13 protein-coding genes are annotated in these 16,189 nt (G+C 38.2%); 6 read left to right on the forward strand and 7 right to left on the reverse strand.

Going from position 1 to position 16,189, the window contains the following annotated elements; translation table 11 throughout:
* Positions 1 to 165: 165 nt before the first annotated feature.
* On the forward strand, positions 166 to 1,041 hold the full coding sequence (locus CXF79_RS22580; RefSeq protein ID WP_198560110.1) for a LysR family transcriptional regulator: 876 nt from the start codon (positions 166 to 168) through the stop codon (positions 1,039 to 1,041).
* A gap of 102 nt (positions 1,042 to 1,143) precedes the next feature.
* Here the strand turns inward: CXF79_RS22580 and CXF79_RS22585 are convergent, their stop codons facing one another.
* From CXF79_RS22585 to CXF79_RS22605, 5 genes are all read right to left on the reverse strand, one after another.
* A complete protein-coding gene (locus CXF79_RS22585) occupies positions 1,144 to 1,617 on the reverse strand; it encodes a hypothetical protein (protein WP_011045641.1) in 474 nt (157 codons plus the stop codon).
* Positions 1,618 to 1,651: 34 nt separating this feature from the next.
* Entirely contained in the window at positions 1,652 to 2,335 is a 684-nt protein-coding gene (locus CXF79_RS22590; RefSeq protein ID WP_101158319.1) for a 2OG-Fe(II) oxygenase, read from the reverse strand.
* Positions 2,336 to 2,518: 183 nt separating this feature from the next.
* Entirely contained in the window at positions 2,519 to 2,875 is a 357-nt protein-coding gene (locus CXF79_RS22595) for a response regulator (protein ID WP_101158038.1), read from the reverse strand.
* Position 2,876: 1 nt separating this feature from the next.
* Complete coding sequence (locus tag CXF79_RS22600; RefSeq protein ID WP_101158040.1) at positions 2,877 to 4,721, reverse strand: PAS domain S-box protein; 1,845 nt, start codon at positions 4,719 to 4,721, stop codon at positions 2,877 to 2,879.
* A gap of 69 nt (positions 4,722 to 4,790) precedes the next feature.
* Positions 4,791 to 5,369, reverse strand: a complete 579-nt coding sequence (locus CXF79_RS22605) for a response regulator (RefSeq protein ID WP_011045645.1) — start codon at positions 5,367 to 5,369, stop codon at positions 4,791 to 4,793.
* Positions 5,370 to 5,586: 217 nt separating this feature from the next.
* Between CXF79_RS22605 and CXF79_RS22610 the strand changes: the two genes are divergently transcribed.
* From CXF79_RS22610 to CXF79_RS22625, 4 genes are all read left to right on the forward strand, one after another.
* On the forward strand, positions 5,587 to 7,122 hold the full coding sequence (locus tag CXF79_RS22610; RefSeq protein ID WP_101158042.1) for a methyl-accepting chemotaxis protein: 1,536 nt from the start codon (positions 5,587 to 5,589) through the stop codon (positions 7,120 to 7,122).
* Between the two features lie 5 nt (positions 7,123 to 7,127).
* On the forward strand, positions 7,128 to 9,734 hold the full coding sequence (locus tag CXF79_RS22615) for a sensor domain-containing protein (protein ID WP_101158043.1): 2,607 nt from the start codon (positions 7,128 to 7,130) through the stop codon (positions 9,732 to 9,734).
* A gap of 77 nt (positions 9,735 to 9,811) precedes the next feature.
* The gene (gene sorA / locus CXF79_RS22620; protein ID WP_101158044.1) at positions 9,812 to 11,056 is read left to right on the forward strand and encodes a SorA family sulfite dehydrogenase catalytic subunit; all 1,245 of its coding nucleotides are present in this window, start codon (positions 9,812 to 9,814) and stop codon (positions 11,054 to 11,056) included.
* A 10-nt stretch (positions 11,057 to 11,066) separates the two neighbouring features.
* Positions 11,067 to 11,756: a c-type cytochrome gene (locus CXF79_RS22625; RefSeq protein ID WP_157825909.1), complete on the forward strand. Its 690-nt coding sequence runs from the start codon at positions 11,067 to 11,069 to the stop codon at positions 11,754 to 11,756.
* Between the two features lie 227 nt (positions 11,757 to 11,983).
* Here CXF79_RS22625 and ggt read toward each other — a convergent pair whose 3' ends face one another.
* Positions 11,984 to 13,843, reverse strand: a complete 1,860-nt coding sequence (gene ggt / locus CXF79_RS22630; protein ID WP_101158046.1) for a gamma-glutamyltransferase — start codon at positions 13,841 to 13,843, stop codon at positions 11,984 to 11,986.
* A gap of 230 nt (positions 13,844 to 14,073) precedes the next feature.
* Positions 14,074 to 14,544, reverse strand: a complete 471-nt coding sequence (locus tag CXF79_RS22635) for a hotdog fold domain-containing protein (protein ID WP_011045651.1) — start codon at positions 14,542 to 14,544, stop codon at positions 14,074 to 14,076.
* Positions 14,545 to 15,089: 545 nt separating this feature from the next.
* Here CXF79_RS22635 and CXF79_RS22640 point away from each other — a divergent pair.
* The gene (locus CXF79_RS22640) at positions 15,090 to 16,061 is read left to right on the forward strand and encodes an ABC transporter substrate-binding protein (RefSeq protein WP_011045652.1); all 972 of its coding nucleotides are present in this window, start codon (positions 15,090 to 15,092) and stop codon (positions 16,059 to 16,061) included.
* Positions 16,062 to 16,189 lie beyond the last annotated feature (128 nt).

Raw genomic sequence — 16,189 nt, forward strand, 5'->3', positions numbered from 1 at the left:
AGAGGTAGACCATTTGAAGATGGGCAATTAATTAGTGTAATTGGTATTATACGGCTTTGTCCTTTTATATTTGCATTGTTCACTAAAACATTAGCAAATAAAATATGACAAAAAAATAATCATTGTTTAGTATAAAAAACAATAGTCGATAATTGATTTAATCTCATGATGAAAGAACACAAAAAACTTGAACGTTTAATGCTCTTTAGTGAAGTCGCTGAACACTTAAGTTTTACCACGGCAGCTGAAAAACTAAATATTTCTCGTGGCCACCTTTCCAGTCAAATTAAACGTTTAGAGCAAGATATGGAGATGGTTCTGTTGATTCGCTCAACACGAAGTGTCCGCTTAACCCCTGAAGGTGAACGTGTTCTTACTGGTATGAATAAGATCCGTCATGACCTATTAGAATTAGAAAGAAGTGCTGAACATGAAGGCAATAAAATAGAAGGTCGAATAAAGATTACCGCACCAGGGGGATTTGCTGAACGTTTTTTATTTGATATTTTTTCACAGTTCAAACAATTACACCCTGCCATCGAATTTTCACTTAATTGCAGCTATACCCGATTTGATTTAAACAGAAGTGATTTTGATTTCGCCTTTAGAGCAACCAGTGAACCGCCGCAAAACATGGTCGCTAAACATTTAATGTCTTATCAACATTGTTGCTGTGCATCCCCGAAATACTTTGACAGCAAAGGGGTGCCAAAAACGCCCGCTGACTTAATAAATCATGAGTGCCTTAAAGGGCAAGAGCAAACTACCTGGCAATTTCAACAAGAAGCGGTACAAACACAGGGTTGGTTGGAAGTTAACGATAATAATATGTTAAAAGGACTCGCATTAGCGGATAAAGGCATTATTAGAGTGCCTAAATATTTAGTAGACAAAGAGGTAAAGTCAGGAAAACTTAAGACGATATTTGAAGAGCAAATGCCAAGTGGTTCGATGATTTATATAATACACCCTCAACGTATTCACCCATCAAAAAGAATTTCAACCTTCTTAAATTTTACTCAGCAGTACTTTGCTAAATAATATCTTGATCGCTATTTTTGCATTTCAATTGGACTAATTTATTGAGTCGCTTGATCTTATATCGTAAATAGCGCCCCAACTATTTATCACGACCTTACCAAACTAAATATCTATTGCTCTGATTAAAAAATACGTTGGCCAAATTTCTCGTACTTGAGATTCCCACTTGGGATCAATTCTGCCACTCGCCATTTGTAAAAGCCAATACCTTGCCCATGTTCGAACAACCTTTCCTGATTTGCTTAACTTTAGTGGCGAAAATCGTCGTTGATAACTATTTCCTTCATACTCAACAACCGAATTATTTTTGGCTCTTTTATATAAGAAATCTAATGCTGAGCTAATTAATTCTACTTCTGTTAATTCCATTATCCCCTGTTTTTTTAAACACGCGAGTATCTCGGCTTTCTTTATACTGACCTGCATATAGTCATCTATATGCGGGGTATAAACCATGCCTGTTAAACCATAAATAGAGGCACGTTCTCTATCTGCTAGTGCTTTTAAAGGGCTGATTTGCTCATTAATATCATATAATTCACTGATATTATGTAGCTTGGGGGGCGATTTAGACAATGGTTACGCTCTCATAAAATTTCATAGTTTTTCATTAACTTGGCGGATCAATATTATTGGCAATACTATTGTTTAAGCGAAACCAGCCCGCTATAGAGTATCGGTCACGTTTTGCGGCTAATACTTCATGAGGAAATTCTTCACTTAAAAATACCACTATGGTACCAAAACTAGGTATGACGGTAATTTTACTGTTATCAACCACTACTGAGGAAGGGGTGTTTTTATCATAAATGACTAACTCACCACCGTCCGATGAAGCCCAATGGGGATTAAGATAGACCACAACAGATAACACACGATTACCTTCACCTTTAAACGCGTCTTTGTGTTTCTTATAAAAATCGCCTTTCGCATAATGGGCAAAATGACTTTCAAAAGAAAATAGCCCCAAGAATAAACGTCTATTTAAATAGGCTTGTAGTGACTCCGCCCAGTTTATCCAAGCACAACCTGCCTCGCTATCATCGGTTATCCAACTTATTGCGTCTGTGCGAATAAAGTCGTTAATCATATGATCTTTAGTTCGACCTATACCTGCACGTTTAAATTCGTCAGTGGGCAGTTCGATGATATGTTGTGATAACAAGCTGGTTAAGTTTGTAGGCAAAGCGTAAGGACGAATACTGTATCCCTTGTCGACGATGTCACCGGATATTGATTCGAACAGTGATGTGTCACCGCCAGAATATGTTGTTTGAGCTAGGCTCAACGACAACCTGTCTTGAGAGGTAAAATTAACATTTAATTGATAATTTAATAAAAAGGAATATAAACCATAATAGCATTTTGCATGGATATAAGCCTGAGCTTTCCAAATAAAAAGCACTCTAATTAGAGAGCGCTGTTACCCGCCACGAACTTTCAATACTTATATTGCAGATTGTAATTCGATACTTGGTTAGAGCTTTTGCAACCCCTTGTTCTTAAAGGCTTCAACAATGAAGGTTTTGATATCAGCCAGTCGGTAGGGTTTTTCAATTTTATGGTCAAAGCAAGTATCCATCGTTACATCGAGTTCTCCCGTGATCAAGATTTTTATCGAATCACTGCTAATTGCTTTAGCGACATCAGTTCCATTTTGTTTTTTTAATCGGTAGTCAATAAATATCAAATCTGGATTGTTATTATTGCAATACTCTATGCCGGGTTGTTCGTCAGTAAAAACCGCTAGGTCAATTTCATCTGAGTGTAGATATTCTTTGAACATCTGGCATAACATTTCTTCGTCATCAATATAAACAACCTTGATTGGCATATTATTCCTTACTCACTTTGTTATTCAATTTAGGGAAATGAATAACAAAAGATGTATTTTTGTTGTTATTATCGATCGAAATTTTGGCGCCATGATTATCTAAAATCCCCTTTACGATAGATAAACCAAGCCCAGTACCTTCCCCGGTATTTTTTGTAGTAAAAAATGGTTCGAATATTGATAACTGTTTATCTATTGGAATGCTGATGCCAGCATCGGTAATTGAAATGATGTAATCTTGTGTCGTTTCGGTGACTAAGATATCAATCCATTTGTCAGGAAGTTCTGATAAAGCATCGATAGCATTATTAATTAAGTTTACAATAACTTGTTCAATTTCTATTTCGTTACACAGAATATTACTATCTTCGATATACTCACATTGCAGCTCTATCATACAAAGTTTTAGTTTGGGTCTAGTGAGCACTATCGCTTCACTAATCAGATTTTTAAGCGAGCAACTAGTATGTTGGATTGCTTCATCGCTTCGGGAGAATTTTTTCAGACTCTTAACGATATGAGTAATTCGATCACAAGACCTTAGAATAATAGCGGATTTTGCTAAAATATCTTCTGGGGATGCCGTGGTATTAGTTAGTTGTAATAATTCAGCGTAACCAGAAATTATACCGAGTGGATTATTTATCTCATGGGCAACACTTGCTGATAGCTCGCCAAGTGCTGCAAACTTTGCGTTCATAATGCTTTTTTGTCTTTCTTGATTATACTTTATCTCGGTAATTTTACGTTGATGAATGTCTTGAATAGTGCCCGATATTGTTTCGATTTTTCCATCTTTATAGTTAGCTTTACCATTGGTATATATCCATTTTATATTACCTTTTGGTGTTCTGGCTTGTAGCTCTAAACCATAAGATTCGCCAAATTCTATCGCCCTGCCAACAGCATTCTCAATAATGGGCTGGTCTTCAGCAATAAATAGCTGCAATCCTTCGGGTAACATCGGCGATAATCCGTCAACTTGTTCAACGTCTAATATTCTAAAGGTTTCATTGGTCCACGTTAGCAAGCCGGTAGCAACATCCATTTCCCAACCGCCAATTTTTGCTGCTGAACTTGTTTCACTGAGGATCTCAAGGGCCTTTAAGCGATCATGTTCACTATTAACTTTGTCGGTTATATCTTGCCTTATGGCAATGTAATTAGAGATTTTCTCATTATTATCGAATATAGGTACTAAAATGCTTTGTACAAAGTAGTACTCACCATTTTTCTTGCGATTTTTTATAGCGCCTGACCAAATCTTTCCTGATGATATTTTTTTCCATATCTCACTAAAGAAAGAGGCTGGGTGATGGTCCGAATTGATTAATTTGTGTGTATTACCTATTAATTCTTCTTTTGAATATCCCGATATTTGACAAAAATTATCATTAACTTTGGTGATAACACCACTTATATCGGTTTCAGCATAAATAGTTTCTTGCGCTAATGCGCGTTGCAAGTGTTGCAGTTTATTTCGAACTTTAACTTGCTCGGTAATATCACGAGCAACGGCATAGATAAGTCCTGAATCACCCTCAAAATAACCATTCCATGAAAATGTTAAATAGTGATTGTTTTTATGCCGGTATCTATTTTCAAAAAATAAAGAATCTTGTCCTGAGTTTAATTTGGCAAATTCTTGAGCTGTTTTATCGACATCATCTGGGTGTATGAAATCAAGGATGGGCGCGGAGAGTAACTCTTCTTCGCTATAGCCTAGTACTTGGGTGAATGAGGGGCTAATGGTTTGGAAATGGCCCTCTGTATTAGCTACACATAACATATCAATAGATAGGTTAAAGAATTTCTCGTAGATATTCTGTTCTGCTTCAATTGGCATCGTTAAAACTCTATAAAAGCTACTATTATCAATAGTCGTAAAATTGAATTAATAAGATGCACGCTGTAGTTAGGAGGTCGCCTTTTTTTGCTCGACAAGTTGTTTGATTGTCTTTTCTAAAAGCGTAAAGTTAAGCGGTTTTCCAAAACAAGTTTCAGCCCCTAATGCAACTATCCTACTCACATTATCATCAGTTAATGCGCCAGTCATTGCAATAACTATAATATTTGCGGTTGCTGGCGTACTTTTAATGCGGTGACAAATAGAGAATCCATCCATCCCTACCATCATTAAATCTAGCATGACGACATCAGGCTTAACAGTATGCAGCAAATCACCTGCATCAAAAGGATTGTAAGCTATTTTTATTTTAGCGTAGGGAAAAAGGTTTTCTAGAAACTGAGTGAGCATGTCTGCAAACTCTTTATCATCTTCAATGATCAAGATAGAAAAATCATTTTTTACATTGATTTTGGGGGTAGACATTAAAGATAAAATGTCATTTCGATCAAACCGCCTATGTCCACCGGGTGTAGAAATAAAAGGTAATCGACCAATTTGAGCCCAATGACGAATGGTCGTTGGCGCAACATGTAACAATTTAGCCGCTTCTGCAGGGGTTAACAGAGACTTTTTACTGATATCCAATCCAATAATCCTTAATAAAAACAAGCCCATTTCACTATAGCAGTATACCATTCCCTAATATTAACCTAGATCAATGTAGCTATTTTATTTATTGAGCTTACATGAAATTTCAGCTATATTTCACCAATATTGTCGCTTTTGTCGTTTTTGTCAATGGTACGATATATTTTTGTTACTCGGATGTAATTATCATTACTTTATCTAAAAGGAATTAAAAATGACAAAAAGAAACCAACCGCTCATTAATGAGGAAGTTAATTTTCAAAGCGGTGTTGAATTAATTTCGACTACAGATAAAAACGGCGTGATTACCTATGCAAACCCAGAATTCTGTCGAATTGCTGGCTTCTCTCTTGATGAACTTATCGGACAACATCATAATGTTGTAAGACATCCCGATATGCCATCTGCTGCATTTAAAGATTTGTGGAAAAACTTACAGTCAGGTTTACCATGGCGTGGCGTTGTTAAAAACCGCTGTAAAGATGGTCGATATTATTGGGTAGACGCCTTTGTCACGCCTATTTTTGAATTTGGTCAGCTCGTCGGTTATCAATCGGTTAGAACACGTTTAGATGATGCAACCAAGAAAAATGCTATTTCGTCTTATCAAGCATTACAAAAGGGTAAATCATTAACGAAATGGTATCAAAACACCACCATTAAAAACCTAGTCTATTGGTCAGCAAGTATTACCACGCTCATAAGCGCCATGTATTACCCCTATATGATGTTCTTATTGCCTGTACTGCCCTTCATAACCTATAAAAATGAAATAATCGACACGCCTAAATACCTTAAAAATCTAGTACGTGATTATGACAGCGTTTCACGTTTAATTTATTGTGGCACTAAACCTCAAGGCATTGCAGATTTTCATTTAAAGGTTGCTGAAGGTAAGATAAAAACAATTTTGGGTCGCATCATTGATAGCAGTAATTTACTAAGCTCGGGTGCTACTAATCTTGAGCAAGCAGCACAAATAGCTAAAGAAGGTGCAGAGCAAGAAACGACAGAGCTACATCAGGTATCGACAGCCGTTGAAGAAATGGTTGCCACCATCGATGAAGTTGCGAAAAATACCACTCTCACCTCCCAAAAAGTCAATCAAGCACATTCAGATTGTCAAATTGCTACAGAAGCGATGCACCTCACCATGGAAAAAGTGAACCTATTAGCTCAGGACGTGGCTGACTCAGCGTCATCAGCAACAGAGCTGGCGAGTGAAGTAGAAAAAGTTGGTAGCATCATGCATGAAATTCAAGGTATTGCAGACCAAACAAATTTATTAGCGCTAAATGCTGCGATCGAAGCGGCAAGAGCGGGTGAGCATGGCCGCGGTTTCTCCGTTGTGGCCGATGAAGTAAGGGCATTATCAAGCAGAACCCACGCAGCAACAGAACAAATACAAACCTCAATTTCAGAAATGCAAAGTACATTATTGTCTTGGGTGCAAACAATGACCAAAGGTAAAGAATCTGCTGAAAGTTGTGTTGAAAAAGCTACAGAAGCTCATAACGTTGTTGATAAGGTCTATTCATCAATCACTGACATTTCTGACTTAGCTATTCAAATATCAACCGCATCAGAAGAACAGAGCATGGTATCGCAAGAAATCAGCCGCAATATTATGAACATCAGTGATGCTTCCCAAAATAATCTCCATCAAGCCAATACCGTCGAAAGCGAAACGATAAACATTAAAACAAGAGCCAACGCCCTTGGGGCTTTAGGCCAAGCTTTTAATGGATAAAGCTGATGACTGATTATGCAAGCCTATTAATGTCTTTAACCAGTGGTTCAGCGCTAGATTCTGGATCTATGGAGCAGTTAATACAAGAAGGGCTTTATGTTACCCCTGCTTTATTTTCTGTCGACCGTGCAGCACTGTGGGTATTAGATAAAGACGAACAAGCTTACCTTTGTGAAGCTGATTTTTTTGATGGCATGATTGATCATAGATCATCTCAACGATTAACTAAAAAAGAAGATGCAGAGCTTTTCTCTTTTTTAGAAAGTACCTCTGAAATAATTATTAATAATTATTTCACCTATGAATCATTTGGTTTAAATACCAGCAGAATATTATCACGGTTTCAGCTCTGTTCACTTCTGCTTATTCCCTTACAAATCAAAGGCGAAAATAGAGGTTTTATATTTCTAGGTGATAGTCAAAAAAATATCGAATGGTCTCCCGATGTGCTTTTTGCCAGTAGAATTTTAGTGCAGTTATTTGAACGAGCGCTATTAGCACTAGATAATTCAGTCGCTGAAACTAAGCTCCAACATCAATATCAGTTGATGAGTGAAATAGAGAAGCTTGCCAAAATTGGTGGCTGGGACTACGAAATATCAACAGGAAAAACACATTGGACAGAAGAGACATATCGGATTTATGGCTTATCACTTGATGAAGAAATAACGCTAGAACAGGCCGCTAAATTTTACAGTCCAGAAGTTCAAAAAACGATAAAAGATGTCTTTGAATTAGCTGTAAATCAGTTGATACCTTATCAGGTAGAGTTGCCTTTTGTTGATGCTCAGGGCAACCATAAGTGGGTAAAAACAACAGGGCAAATAAGAAGTAATGCTCAAGGCGTTGCAACCCATGTTTACGGTGCATTCGAAGACATAACCGAACAAAAACAACTTCTCGACTCAGAAAGATCGACCAGTGAAGACTTAAAAACAATTGTTGATAATTTAAACGATAGTATTGTCACTATTTCAAGTAAAGGCATTATTTTATCCGCCAATAGGATGGTAGAAAAAACATTTGGCTATTTACAGCAAGAGTTGATTGGCCAAAACGTTTCAATATTAATGCCAAAGCCCTTTGTTTCTCAGCATGATAAGTATATGCAGAACTATCTCAAAACAGGTCATGCTAAAATCATTGGAGTTGGACGAGAGCTTCCTGCGATGAAAAAAGATGGCACTAGTTTTCCGATGGAATTATCGATATCAGAAGTATTGCACGGAAATGATAAAGTTTTTATTGGCATCGTTCGAGACATCACAGAGAGAAAAAAAGCAGAAAAAGATATTCATCAACTTGCTTATTTTGATGAAACTACCGGGGTAAGGAATCGTTACTCGCTTGAGCGTGATTTAAAAAAATGTTTCGATAAATCCTTACTCTTAAATGAAAATATCACAGCAATGCTTATAAATTTAGATAAGTTTTCTCAAGTTAACTTAATTTATGGTGATGATACTGGCGACGTCATTTTAAAAGAAACCGCGACCAGACTAAATGAACGTTTACCTTCTTGGGTAGTTACTTATAGAAGCAGTGCAGATAGTTTTTATGTGCTTATCAATCCAAGTGCAGCTGCAGGCTTAGATGACGCACGTATCATGACCAATGAAGACTTAGCCGAGAAAATTCTTAAAGAGATTCATCAAGCAATTACCATTAATCAGCATGTAATTAATGTGCAAGCAAGTATAGGAATATTAAATATTCCTGCTAAAGATATAGACTACATTGATATCAAGCCATTACTAGAATTAGCTGTCTTTAATGCTAAAAATAAGGGTGGTGATAATTATGTTTTTGCTAGCAATAATGATACCTGCTCACTTAAAAGGCATTCAGAATTATCATTAGCGATGAAAAGTAACCTGTTCATCCGTGAACTCAATATTGTGTTACAGCCTCAATATTCCACACAGGGTAAAATTGTTGGTTCAGAGGCATTGGTACGTTGGCAGTCTGCATCACTAGGAGGAATATCACCCGTTGAATTTATCCCCTTAGCAGAAAAGAACGGCGCTATTATTGAATTGGGTAATTGGATTATCGATAAAACTTGTAGTTTGTTAGCGCAAAGGCGAGTGTTTTCAAAAGAAACATCCCCTATATCTGTCAATATAAGTGCCAAACAAATTGCTCAGCCAAACTTTGTCGATAACCTTTTAACTAGCCTTGATAATTACCAAGTCCCCTACTCAGAGCTGGTACTGGAATTAACCGAAAGTGCACTGGTTACCGACTTAAAACTTGTGGTCAGTAAAATGGAACTATTGAAAAGCAAAGGTATTCTCTGCTCAATTGATGATTTTGGTACCGGTTATTCAAGCTTAAATTATATTCATCACCTACCAATAATCGAACTAAAAATTGATAAGTGTTTTGTTGATGATATAAAAAATGAAACAGATGATGTGCCGATCATCAATACCATATTACAGATGGCAAAGTCTTTAAAACTCAGGGTGGTCGCTGAAGGTGTTGAGTCTAAAGCACAACTAAATTATTTAGCTGACCATGGTTGCGATGTTATACAAGGCTATTACTTTTCTAAGCCGCTAAATTCTACCCAGTGGTTAGATAAATGGAAAGAAAAGTTAAGTGATTAAACATTTTGATTACTATTACGCCAGCTGATAGGGTATGTCTTATGGAAGTATTGATATAACTTAAAGGGAATTAATCAATGGCTGATAATAAAACCCATCTTGTACAACAATCTCGTCGTCAATTTTTACGCAAAGCAAGCATGTTAGCTCTAGGAGCGTCTCCATTACTTAGCTTAGCGGCAACCGACAATAATGAAGGCGTTAGCCTTGCCGGAGGCATGAGACCTTTAGTTAAATACCCGGGAAAACGGGATTTGATCTTGGTTCATAGCAGGCCGCCCCATTTAGAAACACCTTTTTCTGTCTTTAATGAAAGCCTTATTACCCCAAATGACGCATTTTACGTTCGTTATCATCTTGCAAACTTTCCTACCGAAATAGACTTAAAAAAATATAAACTTAACATTAACGGCGCGGTTAACAAAACACTCCAGCTTAGCCTTCAAGAACTCAAGTCAATGGCAGAGCCTGTTGATGTTGTTGCAGTTAACCAATGTTCAGGAAACAGCCGAGGTTATTCATCACCACGTGTTTTTGGTGCTCAACTAAGTAATGGTGCCATGGGAAATGCACGCTGGACCGGTATCCCTCTTAGAACAGTGTTGGAAAAAGCAGGTGTATCACCTGAAGCAATGTACGTTACTTTTAATGGTCTTGATAAGCCCGTATTACCCACCACTCCTGACTTTATAAAAGCACTAAATATTGAACATGCTCTTAGCCCAGAACCATTACTTGCATGGGGAATGAATGGTGAAGACCTGCCATTTTTAAACGGTTACCCTTTGAAGCTAATTGTTCCAGGCTATTTCGGTACGTATTGGGTTAAACATTTATCTGAAATCACGGTATTAGATACTGAATTCACCGGTCAAGATTCCTATTTCATGAATACCGCTTATCAACTGCCCGACAACGACTGTCTATGTGTTACGCCAGGCAGTACTGCTGAGAAAAACCGTCCGATTTCAACACTGCCAGTTCGTAGTTTTATTACTAATATTTCTGCTAACGATACCCTCTCTTCAGCTAAGCCAATTGAACTTGAAGGCATTGCCTTTGACGATGGCTCTGGTATAAAAAATGTCGATATATCAATCGATGGCGGTTTAACTTGGCTTACCAGTACCTTAGGTGAAAGCCTGGGACGTTTCTCCTTTCTTCCTTGGAAACTTACCGTAAGTTTTGCACAAAAAGGAAAGGCAACTGTCATGGTACGAGCCAGTAACAACAATGGTGAAGTGCAACCACTTAGAGCAAGCTGGAATCATGGTGGCTATAGACGTCATGCCATTGAATCAGTCGCCATTAACGTTATATAGAGGTAGCCCCATGTCTAACAACAAATCACTTACTACTTTATTGAGTTCTAGTTTTATTGGCTCCTTGTTAACCATTGTCGTTCTTGCAGGTATATCACCGTCTGTTAGTCAGGCATACGCAGCAGTTGAGACTACGATAAAAAAGATAACGCTGCCAGCAAGTACAATTACTCTACCCAAATCAACATTGCCAGGCTATAACCTAGCCCTGCAAAAATGTACTATTTGCCACTCCGTTGATTACATACATCATCAACCTCCTGGCATGGATCAAAAAGCATGGACAAGTGCGGTACTAAAAATGCAACACTCTTATGGAGCACCGCTAAGTGAAAGCGATATTAACAGTATTGGCGCTTATCTATCGGTTGTATATGGCTCAGCCAAAGCTGATGATCCAACAATTATTAGTGCTTCTCAATCGCCCATTAGTACGCCAGCCTCTGGTGAAGCACTCGATGTACAAGTATTGCTAACTAACAATGGATGTACGGGCTGTCATGATATAAATAAGACCATTGTTGGTCCTGCATTTAAGGCTATTGCCAAAAAGTATAAGAGCGATACTGGTGCTATTAGTAAGTTAGTCGTCTCTATTCGAAACGGCGGCACTGGAAAATGGGGAAATATGGCTATGCCGCCAATGAATGTTAACGAAAAACAAGCGCAGGCATTAGCAGAATTTATACTCCAACAGTAACTCACAAAACTCGAGAAGAGCCACCACTACCAACATCTAGCGGTTACTTTCATCCACCACTATTGTGATAGAAATCAATTCAATAAAAAACAGCCTCACTAGAGGCTGTTTTTTATTATTCATTTATTTAAGTTAAGCTAAGTTATACCCATAGTATTAGTTAACTTTTATAAACAGAATTAATTAATCGGTCATCATTATTCTACTGTCATTCTTATTGCGCTAATTTACTTGGCTAACTTAACTGACTGCTCGATAACATCAACAGCAATGGCAGCTGCACCAGCTCTTCTAGGGTCTGCTGCTCCTAAAAATACGCCATTATGTTTCATGATGGCTTGTAAGCTACCCAATGAACTAGATACTTTGATGTTGTAACCTTTCGCTTTTAAGATATCAACGGTATCAGCAGGGATATTCCTCTCAACAGACAACACATCAGGTTGCCATTGATGATGCACTCGTGGTGCATTGGTCGCTTCAGCAATATTCATTTCGAAATATAAAACATTAACCAATTGTTGAAATACCGAGGTGATTATTTTACTGCCGCCAGGCGTACCGGTAGCAAGATAAGGTTCACCATCTTTTAGCACTATCGTTGGCGTCATAGAGCTCAGCGGACGTTTATTTGCTTCAATGGCATTAGCTATACCGCCAATTAAACCGTAACTATTTGGACTACCCGGTTTTACCGAAAAATCATCCATGGTGTTGTTCAATAAAATTCCTGTACCTGGAATAGTAATACCACTACCGTAATTGTGATTTAAGGTATAAGTACTACTAACCACATTACCTGAGGCATCCATAACAGAAAAATGCGTGGTATCAGGGCTTTCATATTTACTGGGTTCACCGGCTTTAATATCACTTGATGGGGTTATTTTATTCCGCTTAATATTTTTACTGAGTTCTTTTGCATAGGTTTTGCTAGTTAAGCCCTTACTCGGTACGTTGACAAAAGCAGGGTCACCTAAAAAGGAACTTCTGTCGGCATAGGCGCGCTTAAATATTTCAGTTTGCAGATGTATTAGTGCTGCAGAGCCTTGCTGAATGTTCTCTAAGTTAAGTGTTTCAAACATATTTAACATTTGAATAAGGTGAACGCCACCTGAACTTGGCGGTGGCATAGTTAAAATTTCAAACCCTTGAAATGTGCCACGAATAGGCGCTACTTCATTCACTCTATAATCCGCTAAGTCTTTTGCAGTAATGAGGCCATTGCCCTGCTGCATTGCTGCAACAATTTTTTTTGCAATATCCCCTTGGTAAAATCCAGATTTACCCTGCTCGCGCAAGTAGGCTAAGCTATCGGCAAGATCTGATTGCACCCAAACTTCGCCTGCTAGATACGGCTGGCAGTTTTCTTTTAAAAATACTCGACATGTTTCTGAGTTAGCTGATAAAAACATTTGTTCTTTGTAAAAGAAACGCGCCATATCATCATCAACAACGATACCCGCTCTAGCAAGTTTTTCTGCCGGTTTAATTACTTCAGACCAAGACATTGAACCATAGTTTTCAAGGGCATAATGTAAACCTGCAACTGTGCCTGGTACACCCGAAGCGGATAATGTTTTCAGTGATTTATTTACTATCGGGTAACCATATTTATCAAGAAAAACATCTTTGTATGCTAAAGCAGGAGCTGTTTCTCGATAATCAATGGCAATTGTTTTCTTTTCATCACCTAAATGAACCAGCATAAAACCACCACCAGCTAAGTTTCCAGCGCGTGGTAAAACAACGGATAATGCAAAACCTACCGCTACCGCAGCATCAACTGCGTTGCCGCCTTGCCTAAGAATATCTGCCCCCACTTCACTGGCTATTCGCTTTTGACTCACCACCATGCCCTTTCTGCCGATGACAGGATGAGAGATATCGTGATAATCAACCAATTGCCATAAACGAGGCAGCTCAGCTTTGCTAACTTGCTGGACTGGCGTAGTGGCGACACTGTTAGTAGCGACGAACGATAAAAAACAACAAGTTAATTTTACTACCATATCTCGAAGATTTTTTTGGGAGTGGGCACTGGAGAATAATCGATTATGAATATTGGTAATAAAATTATTTTTCATAGTTATTTCTTTATGTCATAGGATTTTCCACTAAGGAAAAATGGTTGGAGGAACTGCCCAGATTCTACTAGACAGTTTGTAACTCAGAAAATTTTCATCATCAACATTAGCAGGTAAATACCCTTATGTATTAATGACACTTTTTAGCATTGTAAAACATTTCAATAACGTTACGCAGCTATGCTTTGTATCATGACGTGTCGAATCGACATTAAGTAAAAACGTAAACTTTACTTGGTAGGTTTTTCAGATATCCAAAGTTTAATGTTTCCCTTAACAACAACAACATCATTTTCATCATATGCAGTGATATCGACAAGCATATCACCAGGCTGCCAATCTTCTGCATTAACCTTTGCTACACATCGAATATCACTACCTGCTTTTGCGGTGTAATCAACGGTCATTCCTTTTGGTATCCAACGTAGGTGCTTAGGTACCGATGCTTCTGCCATTACCCCCATTGCCATTTCTAAACCATTACAAATAGCGATCACATGCACCGTTTTTATATGATTAAAAACCTTTTTTCTTTTTTTTATAAGACAAGTGCACTGATTCGGCACTAATTCTGAAATTTTAGGGCTAATAGTCGCAAAATAAGGCGCGATGCGGCTTACCATAATTGAAAATAGTTTATTTCCAAAAGGGTATTTTTCAAGTTTATTATATAGCGATAGAGTTTTATTGGTTTGGTTCATAATCTGCTTTTAACGGTTATTTTCAAGAGTTTTCAATGCTAGGTGAAGGTAACTTATCATTAGCTCAACTTCACTACAAACTAATGAAATAGTTAACTATACCCGTTCCACTTGAAGATGCAGGATTCAGCTGGAATTATAAACGCCTTTAGGCAAGGCATTGATTGAAGAGAATAGTTATTCTATTGTCGAAATCAATAACGTGGCATAAAGCGTTTATAAACCAGCCCTTTGGGGAGACCTGAGCAAAAAATATTCATCGTTACATTTGTTTTTAAGGGAATAACCCTTAACAAAAAAATGTGCCTTGATTATGATTCGCTCCGGCTTCCTGAAACGAGCATCTTCAAGTGGAGCGGGTATATATATAAATTTTATTTAAGTTGTTTTTAATGATTATAAATTTAACAACTGCATTTCCTTCGTTCTAGTATCGGTGATAGCAGTTTTCGATCTGAACCATCAGAATGATATTTATTCATTTTTAATGTAATCTGGTCCTGAACGGCAACAAGACTCTTTGATAAAAACTAAAGGAAATAATAATGAAAAAATCAATCCTACCAATAGCCGCTTTAATATTCAGTACTTATATAATGCCAGCTACGGCACAATCAGATTGCGGGGACATCACAATAAGTGAAATGAACTGGGCCTCAGGACAATTGGTAACATCGGTATCCAAATTCATTTTAGAACAGGGATACGGCTGTAACGTTCAAACCATCCCGACATCTACCGTTCCTTCCGTTGTATCTCTTGCTGAAACGGGTAAACCTGACATCATTACCGAACTATGGATCACCGCAGTGCCTCTGTATAAAGAGCTTGAAAAACAGGGCAAAGTAATCACGGCAACTAAGGTTCTTTCTGATGGTGGTACTAACGGTTGGTGGATTCCGAAATACCTTGCCGACAAACATCCGGAGCTGAAAACCATAGAAGGCGTCCTGGCTAACCCCGAACTGGTTGGCGGTCGTTTCCATAATGCACCAAACGGCTGGGGCATGAGAACCACGAACGACAACTTGATCAAGGCATTCAACTTTGCTGGCAATAAGATGGATGTTTTCAACCATGGCTCAGGTGAAACACTGGCCGCCTCTATTGCATCAGCTTACGACGCCCATGAACCATGGTTCGGCTACTACTGGGCACCGACGTCTGTCTTAGGTAAGTATGAAATGGTTGCCGTAGATATGGGAGCTTTCGATGAGACAGCTTATGCCTGCGCTGAAAGTAAAGAATGTTCTAATCCGCAAAAAACCTCTCTGCCAAGCGCCACGGTAGTGACTGCAATAACAACCGATCTGGCTACACGTGAGCCAGAAGTGCTGAACCTGATGAAGAAGCTCTCCTTTACTAACAAGCAGATGAGTCAATTACTGGCTTGGCAAGAAGCTAATAAATCCTCTTCTGAAGAGGCTGCAGTTCATTTTATTACCACCCAACAGGATATCTGGTCAGCGTGGCTCAGTGAAGACGCCCGTAAAAACCTTGCGTCACTGCTGAAATAAACTGCATTAACGATGGGACCAGTAAGCAAGTATTGATACTGATCCTATCCTCCCACACACATATTGATAACAAATATTGCAACAAAATCAAGATGCCCTAAATACAAAGCAACAACAGTTACCCTGAT

This window comes from Colwellia sp. Bg11-28 (assembly GCF_002836245.1).
Lineage (GTDB): Bacteria > Pseudomonadota > Gammaproteobacteria > Enterobacterales > Alteromonadaceae > Colwellia > Colwellia psychrerythraea_A.

Coding starts and splice junctions, on each gene's coding strand:
- CXF79_RS22580 (WP_198560110.1), top strand. CDS start 166: ATGATGAAAGAACACAAAAAACTTGAACGTTTAATGCTCTTTAGTGAA.
- CXF79_RS22595 (WP_101158038.1), bottom strand. CDS start 2,875: ATGCCAATCAAGGTTGTTTATATTGATGACGAAGAAATGTTATGCCAG.
- CXF79_RS22600 (WP_101158040.1), bottom strand. CDS start 4,721: ATGCCAATTGAAGCAGAACAGAATATCTACGAGAAATTCTTTAACCTA.
- CXF79_RS22610 (WP_101158042.1), top strand. CDS start 5,587: ATGACAAAAAGAAACCAACCGCTCATTAATGAGGAAGTTAATTTTCAA.
- CXF79_RS22615 (WP_101158043.1), top strand. CDS start 7,128: ATGACTGATTATGCAAGCCTATTAATGTCTTTAACCAGTGGTTCAGCG.
- sorA (WP_101158044.1), top strand. CDS start 9,812: ATGGCTGATAATAAAACCCATCTTGTACAACAATCTCGTCGTCAATTT.
- CXF79_RS22625 (WP_157825909.1), top strand. CDS start 11,067: ATGTCTAACAACAAATCACTTACTACTTTATTGAGTTCTAGTTTTATT.
- ggt (WP_101158046.1), bottom strand. CDS start 13,843: ATGAAAAATAATTTTATTACCAATATTCATAATCGATTATTCTCCAGT.
- CXF79_RS22635 (WP_011045651.1), bottom strand. CDS start 14,544: ATGAACCAAACCAATAAAACTCTATCGCTATATAATAAACTTGAAAAA.
- CXF79_RS22640 (WP_011045652.1), top strand. CDS start 15,090: ATGAAAAAATCAATCCTACCAATAGCCGCTTTAATATTCAGTACTTAT.